Source organism: Treponema sp. (assembly GCF_051883275.1).
In the GTDB taxonomy this organism is placed as follows: domain Bacteria; phylum Spirochaetota; class Spirochaetia; order Treponematales; family Treponemataceae; genus Treponema_D.
This window is the reverse complement of the sequence record NZ_JBJETK010000046.1, coordinates 228,594-241,877: the sequence shown is the minus strand read 5'-3', so window position 1 is coordinate 241,877 and position 13,284 is coordinate 228,594. Positions and strand designations below refer to the sequence as shown.

Annotated in this window: 11 protein-coding genes; 3 read left to right on the top strand and 8 right to left on the bottom strand. The window is 44.3% G+C overall.

Translation table 11 applies throughout. The features are described from left to right. Window position 1 precedes the first annotated feature (1 nt). From ACI4L0_RS07860 to rsmI, 6 genes are all read right to left on the bottom strand, one after another. On the bottom strand, window positions 2-1,045 hold the full coding sequence (locus tag ACI4L0_RS07860; protein WP_439799612.1) for a hypothetical protein: 1,044 nt from the start codon (window positions 1,043-1,045) through the stop codon (window positions 2-4). Next, complete coding sequence (locus tag ACI4L0_RS07855; RefSeq protein WP_439799611.1) at window positions 1,042-2,157, bottom strand: glycosyltransferase; 1,116 nt, start codon at window positions 2,155-2,157, stop codon at window positions 1,042-1,044. Before ACI4L0_RS07855 ends, ACI4L0_RS07860 begins: the two co-directional genes overlap by 4 nt. Before the next feature lie 47 nt (window positions 2,158-2,204). Beyond that, on the bottom strand, window positions 2,205-3,026 hold the full coding sequence (locus ACI4L0_RS07850; RefSeq protein ID WP_439799610.1) for a TrmH family RNA methyltransferase: 822 nt from the start codon (window positions 3,024-3,026) through the stop codon (window positions 2,205-2,207). Beyond that, the gene (locus ACI4L0_RS07845) at window positions 3,026-4,180 is read right to left on the bottom strand and encodes an iron-containing alcohol dehydrogenase (protein ID WP_439799609.1); all 1,155 of its coding nucleotides are present in this window, start codon (window positions 4,178-4,180) and stop codon (window positions 3,026-3,028) included. The genes ACI4L0_RS07850 and ACI4L0_RS07845 overlap by 1 nt, the downstream gene beginning before the upstream one ends. A 75-nt stretch (window positions 4,181-4,255) precedes the next feature. Beyond that, entirely contained in the window at window positions 4,256-4,540 is a 285-nt protein-coding gene (locus ACI4L0_RS07840) for a flagellar biosynthesis anti-sigma factor FlgM (RefSeq protein ID WP_439799608.1), read from the bottom strand. After that, complete coding sequence (gene rsmI / locus ACI4L0_RS07835; RefSeq protein WP_439799607.1) at window positions 4,512-5,261, bottom strand: 16S rRNA (cytidine(1402)-2'-O)-methyltransferase; 750 nt, start codon at window positions 5,259-5,261, stop codon at window positions 4,512-4,514. The genes ACI4L0_RS07840 and rsmI overlap by 29 nt, the downstream gene beginning before the upstream one ends. 152 nt (window positions 5,262-5,413) lie before the next feature. Between rsmI and ACI4L0_RS07830 the strand changes: the two genes are divergently transcribed. After that, window positions 5,414-8,146, top strand: coding sequence for a DNA translocase FtsK (locus tag ACI4L0_RS07830; RefSeq protein WP_439799606.1), 2,733 nt, complete (start codon window positions 5,414-5,416; stop codon window positions 8,144-8,146). A 14-nt stretch (window positions 8,147-8,160) separates the two neighbouring features. Beyond that, a complete protein-coding gene (locus ACI4L0_RS07825) occupies window positions 8,161-9,111 on the top strand; it encodes a glycosyl hydrolase family 18 protein (protein WP_439799605.1) in 951 nt (316 codons plus the stop codon). Window positions 9,112-9,173: 62 nt separating this feature from the next. Here ACI4L0_RS07825 and ACI4L0_RS07820 read toward each other — a convergent pair whose 3' ends face one another. After that, a complete protein-coding gene (locus ACI4L0_RS07820) occupies window positions 9,174-10,874 on the bottom strand; it encodes a hypothetical protein (protein ID WP_439799604.1) in 1,701 nt (566 codons plus the stop codon). A 208-nt stretch (window positions 10,875-11,082) separates the two neighbouring features. Between ACI4L0_RS07820 and ACI4L0_RS07815 the strand changes: the two genes are divergently transcribed. Next, complete coding sequence (locus ACI4L0_RS07815) at window positions 11,083-11,862, top strand: MetQ/NlpA family ABC transporter substrate-binding protein (protein WP_439799603.1); 780 nt, start codon at window positions 11,083-11,085, stop codon at window positions 11,860-11,862. A gap of 61 nt (window positions 11,863-11,923) precedes the next feature. On the opposite strand, the gene ACI4L0_RS07810 is transcribed toward ACI4L0_RS07815, so the two are convergent. Further along, window positions 11,924-13,261, bottom strand: coding sequence for a tetratricopeptide repeat protein (locus tag ACI4L0_RS07810; protein ID WP_439799602.1), 1,338 nt, complete (start codon window positions 13,259-13,261; stop codon window positions 11,924-11,926). Between the last annotated feature and the right edge of the window lie 23 nt (window positions 13,262-13,284).

The window sequence follows — 13,284 nt, the reverse complement described above, 5'->3', positions numbered from 1 at the left end:
GCTAATATTCATTTATCATCTGAGTGTTTATAAAGTCAGACAAAACTGTACCCAAATGACTCGACATATAGCCGCTTCTGTCCATCTGCACCCCTAAAATCGATGCCAAAAACGGATCTGTGTTCTCAACAGGGCCAGCTCCCTTGGTTCTGTAACCATCTATATATGCCAGATCAAAGCATCCGAAGATTTTTATAAGGCTTTTTTGAATAACAGACTGCATGGAGCCAGACAAGTCTTCATCTGTAACCAAGAAAACTGTATCCTTTTCTGTAGGATTGCACAGAGAAAGCAAAATCCAAAACTGATCTTCTGCAAAAGAGGATTTTTTCTGCTTTTCTTCATAAGCGGCCGAATTAAAAATTTTCCGTTTGAGCGCAGAAAAACGTCTTGTAAAATTCAAAGGCACATCAGTTTCAGAAGACAGGCAGTTGTTCCTTAAAACATCAACGGCATAAACGTAAAATCCATTATTTGCGAGCTTGCAGAAAAATGCATTGTACAAACTTGAATTTGCAGTTTCAGGAGAGGCAAACAATATGATTTTTCTTCCGGATGCGTTTTCAGTTTCAGGCCCAAAGGAGAAAAGCCGAAAACCGGGAAATACAAAGGGAGCATTAACTTCGGAAAAGCCTTCGCTTATATTTCCAGAATAAAGCGCAGATGTCTGCTTTACGGGCAGGCGCATTTTCTTGGGATTCATTGGACGGAAATAAATCACGGCAAAAATCATCAAGGCAGCAAGAAGCGCATTCACAGAGCAAATCGAAATCAGCCTAATCTCATATTGATCCAGGATAACCTCTGAAAACATTCTAAGCACAGAACGAACATTCCAGACAGATGAGAATAAAGCCAAAATAAAAATCAGAAAATTTTCAAATGAAAGTGTAAATACAAAAATATTCACAACTGAAACAAAAAGCCCCGCAAACGGAAGAATTGACAGCGTATCCTTCTGCGAATGATTCACAAAAAGAAACCGCGCATTTCCAATAAAAAGCAGAGCAAGGACAAGCAAATCCGCTAAAACCTGGTTTGTCATTTTATTCTTTCCTGAGTTTCCCTGATAATTTCCTGAAACTGCTCAAGTGATTTTTCTATGCTGAACTGCCGCGCATGGTCAACAATATCATCCTTTTTGAAAATCCCCTGCGAATCAAGCTGCTCAAAGCGGAGTATTGTATCTGCCACACTGTCTGTATCCTGGCGCGCAAAGAAAACCCCGGTTTTTCCGTCCACAACAGTTTCCAGGCTGCCTCCCTTTCCGAATGCAATGACAGGACGTCCGCATGCCTGAGCCTCTAATGGAGTTAGTCCCAAATCTTCCTCCGCGCAAAAAATAAGAGCACGGCACCGCTGCAAATAAGAGCGGACTTCATCATCGGAAGCTCTTCCTGTAAAAACAATATCGCTGGTTTTTCCGGCAAGCTTTTTCAGGCTGTCCATCTCAGAGCCGGCCCCTATTACAACAAGCCTGCGCCCCAGTTTTTTACAGGCAGTTATCGCAAGGTCAACGCGCTTATAGGGAACAAGCCTTGAAAACGCCACGTAAAAATCTTCCGGAGCAGAAATTTCATCCGACGGAAAAAAACGGCTGGTGTTTATAGGGCAGTATACAACTTTTGCGTTTACATTCCAGAATTTCTTTATGCGCCGCGCAATGTAATTCGAATTCGCAACCACAGTGTCAATACGCTGGCTTGAAATATAATCCCACTGTCTGAGCGCAGGAATCCAGCGGTTCATAAAAAAGCGTGTCAGCCGGCCGCTTCTTTTTCTGTAGTCAAAAAACAGATCCCATGCATATCTCATAGGCGAATGAATGTAGGCGATATGGGGAACTGAAGGCGGAGTCACCACACCCTTTGCACAGCACGAAGAAGAGCACAAAACCAGATCATATCCGGAAAAGTCAAAGGATTCAAATGCGCGCGGCATAAATTTCAAAAGCTTTGTATAGAGCCTGGAGGCAAAAGGCAGCTTCTGTATATATGAAGTGTAAATTTTCCTGCCTGAAAAATGCGAGCCCATCTTCTTTTTGTCATACACAAGAGTAAAAATATCTGCATCAGGATAAAGACGAAGCATATATTCAACCCAGGTTTCAGCTCCGCCGTAATTTACAAGCCAGTCATGTACAATAGCAACTTTCATTCTTCTTTCCTATTTATAGAGCACTTTAATGCAAATATGAATTGTTTTCAATGAATTTCAGATGAAAGGCTTTGAACCCAGGCCTGCATAAGAATTCCAAACGCAACGCCAACATTAAGGGAAGCCTTCAGTCCCGTCATCGGAATTGAAACTATTCCGCAGGTGGCGCGCTTCAGGGCTTCGGGACTTACTCCAAGCTCTTCTGAACCGATTATCACAATTCCTTCCTTTGGGAACGAAAATTCAGTTATCGGAGTTCCGCCCGTTTCCAAAACAAAAACAGGCATATCACCCGGAAGCTCTTCAAGCGGACAGCGGCAAAATCCCATGGTTTCCACACAGCCCATTCCGCTTCTTAAAGCCCTCGGCTGATACGGATCAGTGCAGTTCGGGGAAATATAGACATGCTCGCAGCCCATCGCCTCCGCAGTTCTAAAAATAGAGCCTATGTTGAACGGAGAGCGTATATCCTCAGCATACACATTTACACCCTTGAAAAAAGACCTGCTCTCGACAGAAAGCTCAGAAACAGCATGGGGAGCAATAACAAGATCCCATTCAGCCGGAAAAGTTCCTATAACGGCAAGAAGGGAATTCCTGGCGACATTGCACAGCCGCCGCTCATCAAAATCTTCTGCCTCGATAAGCTTCTTTATTTCCGCGGCGGCAGCTTCAGGCAGCTTGGGATCCTCAAGCACAATCCGGGCAACTGTCTTGGTATAGTCCTGCCTGGACATTCCTGAAAACCGGTATTCCATTCCATGCTCTGCGATTCCGGCAATATCGCGCTCAAGCTCTCCAAAAGTAAGAGCCAGTTTGCGCCTTTTCTGTCCCGGCTCAAGCTGAAAGAGTTTAGCAGGATTTATCATCAGTACGCCTTCTTTATCAGCTCAAACAAATCATCTGTTGTCATGCTCCGCTGAAGGCTGTTCATAAGCTCAAGATCCCCTGCATCTTCCGCCGCGGATGAAAGCTGATCTATAGAAAGAGAAAGATCCTTTAGCCTGGCAGGAATATTCACCTTGGCGATTTTCTGCCTTACATAGTCAGCAAGGGAAGAAACAGAAGAAGCGACTGAATCCTCCTGGTGCGAAATATTCAAAAGCCGCGCTAAAACAGCCAGTTTTTCCGCCTTGAACGAAGACGCATCTTCTATAATATACGGAAGCAAAATAGCAGAAACAAGCGACCTTGAAATTTTGTAGCGTGAATTGATAGCCAGCGCAAGAATATGAGCCGCGCCGAATGAGCTTGAGGCAGCCCCCAAGGAAGCCATGCAGCCCCCCTGTGTCAAGAGAACTTCCTGCGGTGTCGTAACGGAAAGCCCCGGTGCGCCGTCATTTGCATAGCCTAAAAGCTGAACTGCCTTTTCAAGAATCATATCACTGAAAAATGTAGACCTCGGGCTAAGATAGCCTTCAACAGCAAAAGCAAGCGATTCTATTGACATACAGGAAACCTGTTTTTCTGTCAGGGAAACCTGAAGGTTTGGATCCCAGAGCACAAGGCGGCAAAGTCCGTTCTGGGTTTTTACAAGCTGAATCCTTGAAGACCTCGCATCAGCCAAAAAGGCTCTGTCGGTAAAAACAAAATCATCCCTGCATGTGGAGGGAAGGCAGATAAGCGGAAGCATTTTTCCCGGCGGCGGCAGCTTTTCATCTATATAATCGTACAGGCTTTTTACATTTTCATAATAAAGGGCGCACACAACACGGGCAATCGAAATTGTCTTTCCGCCGCCCACAGCGATAATTCCATGAACCCTCGCATTTCTTGCAAGCTTGAGGGCAGCCACGGCAGTCTCTGAATCAGCCACAGGAGGAATCTCATCAAACACAAAGTAATCAACGCTTCTCTCCGAAAGAGAATCGGTTATTTTAGAAGCAATTCCGGATTCCTTTAAAACAGGATCCATTATAACCATAAATTTAGTGCCATACTCCAGCGCATACTGTCCAAGCCGCGACGCTGTATATGATCCAAGCACAATATTCGGTGAAATTTTAAATATAAAATCTGCCATTTATAAAAACTCCTGCAAAAAAAAAGAGCGGAATTATTCCGCCCTAATTTATCCCCTGCAAAAAAATACGGAAAATTACAAACCGTAAGCGCTTAAAATCTGATCCGCAGTCGCTGCAATCGTAGCTTCATTGAGGTAATTCGGATCCTGAATCTTAAGCTTAATCTGCTCCACCAGCTCTGAGCGGACATCTGGAGTTTCCTCTGCCACTTTTTGCATAAACATAGCCTCTGCCATAGCCTTAGCCTCATCGGAAACACTGATTTCATCTTCATAGTGAGAACTAGGAATGTTATTTGAGCGCTTTGTATTCTGCAATGTGTTTAGAGCGTTAAGCTCTGAAATCTTGTTTATCATCATATCTTGCCTCACTTATTTTATCGGAAGAATCCTCTGAATTCTTGATATTTTTATTTCCCGAAATGAAAACTGCAAATTCACCGAGAACCTTTGAGCGTGAACTGTAGTCTTCAAAAACTTCCTGTGCGCTTCCTTCTGTTATCTCTTCATGAAGCTTTGTAAGCTCACGTCCAACAACAACCCTGCGTCCGCCTTCTATATCAGCAATATCAGCCAAAAGCTTGACAATTCTAAACGGACTTTCATAAAGAACAACTGCATCTCCCGTTTCCAGCAGCTCCCTCACACGTTTTTTTCTTCTTCCCGGCTTGGGCGAAAGGAAACCTTCGAAAATTACAGTTTTTCCTCCCGAGCCGGAAACACTCACCAAGGCGGCAAATGCGCTTGCTCCGGGAACAGGAATCACAGTATGCCCTGCTTTTCTGGCAAAATCCACAAGGACTGCTCCCGGGTCGCTTATTCCCGGAGTACCCGCATCGCTTGCATAGGCAACTTTGCGGCCTTCATCAAGCAGCTTTATAATTTTTCCAGATGCAGCCTGCTCGTTCTGCGCCCTGCAGCTGACCAAGGGCTTTTTTATTTGAAAATAGTTCAACAGCTGAAGCGTATGGCGTGTGTCTTCCGCCGCAACAACATCAACGCTTTTCAAAATTTCCACAGCCCTAAAAGTCATATCGCCCAAATTTCCAATAGGCGTTGCAACAATATATAATTCCGACACTGTATTTATAGTATACAATTATTGCTTTTTTTTTGCAATGTAAAAAAATAGAACCATGCCGCTTCAACTCTTAGACGGCACTTCCTTAACTTCCTAAAAAAAAAACCGATAATAAAGAGAACTTTCCAGCATATTATAAAGGTGATTATACAATGACAAAAAAAGAAAGAATCGCTGCAATATTAACGGGAATTGTCCTGTATTCTGTGGCTGCACTGTTTTCCATAGCGCTTTTTCTTGGGGCCTTGGATTTTGGATTTACATCAGAGAAAAATCTGCTGCTCATCACAGGAGAAATGCTTGTATCTGTATATGGAATCTGCTCTGTTCTGATTCCAGCATTTTTCTTTGTGGCAGGCTCATTCTGTCTGAGCGCAAAATGGTCAGTGCAGCGAGCCTTTGTTCTGCTGATAAGCATTGTTCCCTTCTTTACGCTTGTGATCGCAGAGCGGACTTCCACAGCGATTGCAGCGCAGGACACAAGCCCTATCGCATTCGCCAAAATTTTCACGCTTTCCGCCATTGCATTTCTTCTTGTTGCGCTGGAATATCTTCTTGCAGTAACCGCCGCATCCTATCTTGAAAAAGTGATGGATCACAAAATCTGCATCAGCCCTCAAAAAATAAAAGAACTCCTTGCAAACACCATCGCAGCCGCAAAAAAGAATTCAGATACCAAGACGGAGCGGGAAATTCCAGAGGAAATAAAAATCACTGAAGAAACACCCGAACCAAAGATTCCGCAGGAAAACTACAGCGATATATGGTCAATCGATGCGGACGGAAAAATAAAGGGAAAAACTGAAACCCAGGAGGAACCCAGCGAGGACATCGAGCCAGAAGCGGAACCCGAGCCTGAGCCAGAGGAAACTGAAACAGAAGACATCATCGATCTTTTTGAAAGGGATTCCATGTCCCTGACCGAAGAAATTTCAGAGGCAGTTTCACCGGCTAAATTCGAGGAAGAAAGCGAAAGCAAAGCAGAAAATTCCCAGATTGAATATGACATTGACTTTGAAGAGCCTGAAAATTACCAGGAACAAACAGAGGACATTTTTGAAATTGACGAAGATGAGGAAACTGAAATTCAGCCCGGCGAGGAATTTTCACAGGAAGAAGACATCGAGCCTGAATTTGAAATAAACGAAAGCGAAGAATACGCTCCATTCAGCGAGGAAGAAATTCCAGCAGAGCAGGAAAACTTCACCACGGAATTTCAGGAGGACGAGCCTCCAGAAGAGGCGCAGAATTTTTCCGCAGAGGAAGAAACCTTTATTCCGCAGGAAAAAAAAAGCTCTCCGTCAAACCTTGAAAGCGTTTTTTCGCGCATGGAAGAAGATGCCCGAAGCCAGATAGAAAACCTCCGGAATTCACCGCAGGAAACAAGCTCACAGCCGCTTGAGTTTTCAGATTTAAAGTCAGAATCCAAAACCACGCCGCCTGTTCCGGCAAAGGAAAAACCTTACGGACCATACAAAATTTCAACGGATCTTTTGACAGCCTACAACGAAAACAGCTACTGGATTATAGACAAGGAAACAGAACAGGCTGCAAAAAGCCTAAAGGAAACACTCAGCGAATTTAAAATTGATGCAGAAGTCACGGGAATCAGAAAAGGACCGGTGGTAACAATGTTTGAGCTTCTGCCTGCGCCGGGTGTAAAACTGAGCAAAATTGTCACTCTTTCCGATAATATTGCGCTCAGGCTGGCTGCAAGCTCTGTGCGTATTGTGGCTCCCATTCCCGGAAAGCGCGCAGTAGGAATTGAAGTGCCAAATATGAACCGCGCCATTGTGTCCTTCAGGGAATGTATTGAGCAGCAGAGAAATGAATGGAAGAAAATGGCTGTTCCTGTCATACTCGGAAAGGATATCGAGGGCGAAACTCAGATTATGGATTTAGTAAAAACTCCTCACCTCCTGATTGCAGGCTCAACAGGAGCAGGAAAATCAGTCTGCGTGAACAGCATGATTCTGAGCATTCTATACAAGCGGAATCCAAGCGAAGTGAAGCTGATTTTAATCGACCCGAAAATTGTCGAGCTGAAGCTTTACAATGGAATTCCCCATCTTTTGACGCCTGTTATAACGGAGCCTAAAAAAGCAATGCAGGCTCTTCAATACTGTCTGTGCGAAATGGAGCGGAGATACGCAGTCTTGGACAGCATGGGCTGCCGGGATATTTCAAACTACAACAGAAAAATAACAGAGCAGCATATTGCAACAGAAAAACTGCCGTACATGGTTATAATAATCGACGAATTCGCAGACCTGATGGCAACAACAGGAAAAGCGCTTGAAGGTGTTGTGGCCCGGCTTGCCGCAATGAGCCGCGCGGTTGGAATTCACCTTGTGCTTGCAACCCAGCGTCCGTCTGTGGATGTCATCACGGGACTTATAAAAGCAAACATTCCAAGCCGCATAGCATTTATGGTCGCCGCAAAAACAGACAGCCGCATAATCATAGACCAGATAGGCGCCGAAAAACTTCTGGGCAAGGGCGATATGCTGTACACAAGCTCAACCGATCCTTTCCCGGTGCGCATACAGGGAGCTTTTGTAAGCGACCAGGAAGTCGAAAATGTTGTTGATGCTGTAAAAGAATGGGGCGAGCCTGAATATATCGACGATGAAATCTTTGTCGACGATGAGGAAGAGGAAGGCGCAGAACAGTTTTCTCTTTTCGGGGAAGAAGGCGAAGATCCGCTCTACGAAAAAGCCCTGGACATTGTGGTTCAGGCTGGAAAAGCGAGCGCAAGCTACATTCAAAGAAGGCTGAGCATAGGATACAACCGGGCAGCGCGCCTTGTGGAAGAAATGGAAGAGCGCGGAATTGTAGGGCCGGCAAACGGTTCCAAGCCGCGTGAACTAATACACATACCATAAAAACAGAGGAAAAAATGAAAAGAAAAATCGCAATACTGGCAACACTGGCGCTATCATTTTTTGCATTTTCAAAGGAAAACCTGAAATTCAGCGAAACCTGGAGCTATGTCATCGCAGGCCGGGAAAATGAATTTTCACCTGACATGCCGATAACAGATCTCTGCTATTTCAGCGCGGAAATAAATGAATACGGAGAAATTCCTTCTATTCCGGACAGAAGCAAAATTCCTGCTGAATACAACGGAAATGTCCATCTTGTTGCGATATGCGAAAGCCGCTCGCTCACCCATTTTGTGCTCGACCCGAAGTACCGGGTTTCAAAAAAAATAATCCGGACACTCGCAGAGGCAGCGCAGGATTTCGACGGGCTTCAGATTGACTTTGAGCTGGTTCCCGCCCGCGATGCAGAAAATTTCAGGAATTTCCTTAAAGCACTGAAAAAAAGCATCGGAAACAAAACACTTTCAGTATGCGTTCCTGCGAGAACAAAAAAAGTTTCGAATGATGTCTATGATTATTCACTGATTGAGCCTTATGCGGACAGAATTTTCATAATGGCCTACGACCAGCACTGGGCAACAAGCGCGCCCGGGCCTGTTTCAGGAATGGACTGGCTAAAAAGAATAACGGAGCATACACTCAGCGAGCTTCCCGCGGAAAAAGCAATAATGGGGCTGCCTTTTTACGGAAGAACCTGGGCAGAGCCGAACTTTTCAAAGGCATGGTACCACAGCGGAATCACACGGATACTGTCTGAAAACTCAAACCCTGAAATTCAGCGCACAGAAGAAATTCCTCACTTTGAATTCAAAACTGAAGTCACTGTAAAAGGCTGGTTTGACGACTGCCAGTCTCTTGAGGCAAGATGCCGCATGCTCATGGAAAAGAGCGTTCCAAACGCAGGCTTCTGGAGAATAGGTCAGGAAGACCGGGAATTCTGGAATCTCTTTTCAAGCCAGGAATAAAGACTTCCGCCGGGACAACGGATTTTTCAGCTGCCGGGCCGCATCAGGCAAGCACTGAAAAATCAATAGCCATCGCTCATGCTTCTGTTTATATCCCTCTGGTAAAGCTCCTGATAGACAAGGCTTCGTTTCTTTAAATCATCCTTTATTTCCTGCGGGAACGGAATATATCGCCAGAAAATTCCGCGGACTTCTTTTTCAAGCTTCTGTGTGCCCATGGACTCTTTTGTCATCCAAAGAATATAATCCTCTATGAAGAACTGCTTTATGTCGCCCTTCATCTTGTGCTCTTCAAGATACTGATAATAGTGTCCGGTAAGACCGTCGCTCATCCAGTCGAACGAAGCTTTTTCCTTGGCAACCTGCCATCTCAAGTCAGCCACTGCGGTAAGACATGCAATCCTCAGGTCACGCGGATACATGGGAATTGCAATGCGGCCGCGGCTTGAAAGCCTGTTGTAACGGTCAAACGGCTCCCAGCAGAACCCGACATCGCCATAAGTCGGAACAAGCAGAACATAGGGAACAATCCTGTGGGGAATATTCTTATGAATTCGGCAGAAACACTGTGGATCTATCGATTCAATCCATGCAAGCTCCTGTATTACATTCTCGCGGAACCCCGTGCCTTTTTCCGTGCAGTGGAAAAATTCCCTTGTAAAAACCGGATACTGGTTTCCCTGGCGGCCGCAGGTCATTTTTGCCATCTGCCGGATTGTGCTCATTTCGCCGAGAATTTCTTCCTTGCCGACATTCACTTCTTCCACAAAGCCGCTTGACTTGTCATTCAGGCTCAGTTCTGTCTGCTTCGCTTCCTTAAAATCCTCAAGATGCTTTGAAAGATCCTTGTCAATTTTCTGAAGCTGCCTGAAGTCATTTATAATATCACTGAACATTTTTCTCTGTATGTCAGTGTACGGAGTCTTATGCGGCTCAAGCCCCGGAATAGAGTCATGCTGAAAAATATCACGGATTTTATTTTCAACGGAATTCTCAAGAGTAGACCTTTCCGCCTCCCTCGCATTCAAAAGGCTTTCTGCCGTCTGAATTTTTCCGCTGTTCTTGCTCTTCAAAGCCATTATGTGCTGCTGCTCCGCGGCGGGGCCTTTTGCTATTCCCTTTGACGGCACTTCATCTGTCGTGCTGGGCTTCATGTGTCCGAGCGCAACAGAACGTATCCACTCATCCATGTAGAGAACCGGCTCATAGGTAACATTCTTATCAATTGAGCTGGCAAACATTTTTTTCTGCTCGGGAGTCGCCAGGGAAGGCAGAAGAATTCCAAAGCGCATGGCCATACGCTTGCAGCTTTCAACAGAAGGACTTGCCATTTTAGGCGCAAGAGTTCTTAAAAATTCCCAGTACGCAGTGATTATCTGCTGGCGGTAAACAGTGCGGTCCTTTTTATCCTGGCAGTTAAGATATTTCAGCATAAGCGAATGGAGTCTCTGTGAGCTGCTTCCTTCGCCGGTAAGGCATTTTTTATAATATGCCGGATCGTCATAATAAGTATTCGGTGTTTCCTCAAAAAATTTTTCAATCGGGCTGAATGATTTTATATTGAGGTCAACTTCCGGAACACAGCCGGTCATCTTGGGTTTTCCAGATGTCTTTTCCGCTACAAAATTATTGAAGTCATTATTCTTGGTTCCGCCGAAGGAAAAATTGCTTTTCTTTGAAACATCGAATTCCATTTCAGGAATTGTATCATCAGCGAGCAAAGCGGCAATGCCCGGGTCAATTTTATCATCATCGAAAGCCATGGTATTCTCCAGATTAGCAGTAAATTTTAAATGAAATTATTTAAATATTATACCATGACTGTTTCAGTATTGCAAAGCAATATTAAGCAGGCAGATTTCAAGCTTTTCCTATAGGTAAAAACTATAACTGAGTATAAAAATATAATAATTGACATCAAAACAAAGAAAAGCTATTTTTACCATATCTCAAATATTCCGGAGGAAAAAAATGAAAAAAATAGCGACATTGGCGGCTGCCATTCTTGCAGCATCCCTTTTAAATGCCCAGACAAAAGTAAAAGTCGGAGCCACACCTGTTCCGCATGCGGAAATGCTCAGCCTTATAAAAGACGACCTCAAAGAGCAGGGTGTTGATCTTCAAATCATCGAAATGACAGATTATGTTATTCTCAATGATGCCCTTGAAAGCGGAGAGCTTGATGCAAACTTCGACCAGCACATTCCGTACATGGAATCCACAAACAAGGAAAAAGGCTATCACCTTGTAAACGCCGGCGGAATCCACATCGAGCCGATTGCGCTGTATTCAAAGAAATTTTCAAAGGTTTCAGATTTGGGCAAGAAGGCTGTTGTTGTAATTCCAAATGACCCTACAAACGGAGGACGCGCGCTTCTGCTTCTTCAGAAAGCTGGACTGATTGAACTCAGAAAGGATGCGGGAATCACTGCCACACCGCTTGATATAACAAAAAATCCGCTGAAACTGAAATTCAAGGAGCTTGACGCGGCTTCAATTCCAAGAGTTCTGAGCGATGTCGACGCTGCGGTTATCAACGGAAACTATGCGATTCCAGCAGGACTTTCCGCCACAAGGGACGGGCTTTTTGTTGAAGGAAAAGATTCTCCGTATGTAAATATCATTGCTGTAAAGGACGGAAGACAGAACGAAGCCGGAATAAAGGCAATCGTAAAAGCCCTGCAGAGCGACAAAATCAAAAAGTATATATCAGAAAAATTCAAAGACGGCGAAGTTGTAGCCGCATTCTAAAAAAAAACACAGGCTGTCCTGTTAACGGGCAGCCTTTTTTGTTTTCCGGAATTTCTTAAAATCAAACAGCAATCAGTTTCAGTATTTTTGCAAGTTCAGTTTTTTCTATCAAATCAATGGGGCGGCCCTCAATGTATTTCTTGCTTTCAGCTGAAAACAATCCCGCGGAAACACAAAAACCCCTCTCGGCATTGACGTCATTCATGTGCTCGTGGAATTCCCTGATATAAATTTCCCCGACTGAACCAGTTGTCCTGAAGAACCTGAACAAAACAACATCCTGCCATGTAGTAGCATAAATTTCAGTCAGAATATCCGTGTAAAGGGAATCGTGCTCAATGCTCTGTATTTTTATATTTGAATTCTTGTATTTTGTCAGAATAAATTTCCGGCACAGGGCCACAAAATCATTGCTGTTGGCAGAAATATAAATTTGCAGGTTGCTGTTTTGGCTCAGCTCCTGGTAGCGGTTGATAAGGGAATTTACGTCCTTGTAATTCTGCACAGAATCCCGGATATTCTTTAAAAGCGAAAGTCCCTTTGCAATCTGTTTTTTTTCAAAGTAGCATCTGGCAAGATTATACTCGATTTCCACACGAAGCTCCTGCGCGGAATTTTCATGCTTCAGCCCTATTTCATAATCCTGAATCGCCGCATCAAGGTCATTCATCCTTACATGGAAAATTCCAGCCCTAAGACAGGATTTTGCCCCGTAAACAGGGTCGGCTCTAAGATGCATAAAAATTTTTATAGCGCGATCTCCGCGGCCTTCCTGGAACATCGCATCCGCCATGCAGAAAAGAACTTCCTTGTTGGCAGGATCTTCGTCCAGGGCTTTCTTGAAAAACGCAAGACATTCCTTGTATTTCTTTGCATAATAAAGACTCTGGGCAAGAAAAAAATACACACCCGGCGCTTCTCCATTTGCAAGAATCGCTTTTTTAAACAGCGGAGCAGCCTTGTCATAGAATTTCTGGTTGAACATGGCCTGCCCGAGATAAAAATTGTTGTCAAAGCCCAGCGAGTTAATCTTGTATGCGCTCAAAAGCGCCTGCACAGCCTCAGCGTTCTTTCCAAGCTTCAGCGCACTTACACCGAGCCGCAGAAAGCACTGCTCAAGATTGATCGTTCCGCCCTTCGAATCAAGCTTTGAAAGATCACTGTAAATCGAATAGGCTTTATCCCAAATTTGGCTTGAAAAATAAACGTCCCCCAGTGGAATAAGACCGGCCGGATCATGGGGATTCTTTGCAAGTTTTTTATTCGCTTCTTTTATAATCTGTGCCTTGTTTCTGTTTGTGCTGTTTTTCTTTTTTGAAGAGTTTTTGCCGCCGCCCAGAAACAAACTAAGCACAGCAGCAAGCGCAATCGTTATAACAGTGGCAATAAGGTATGACATATAAAGAACCTTCCATTCAGAAA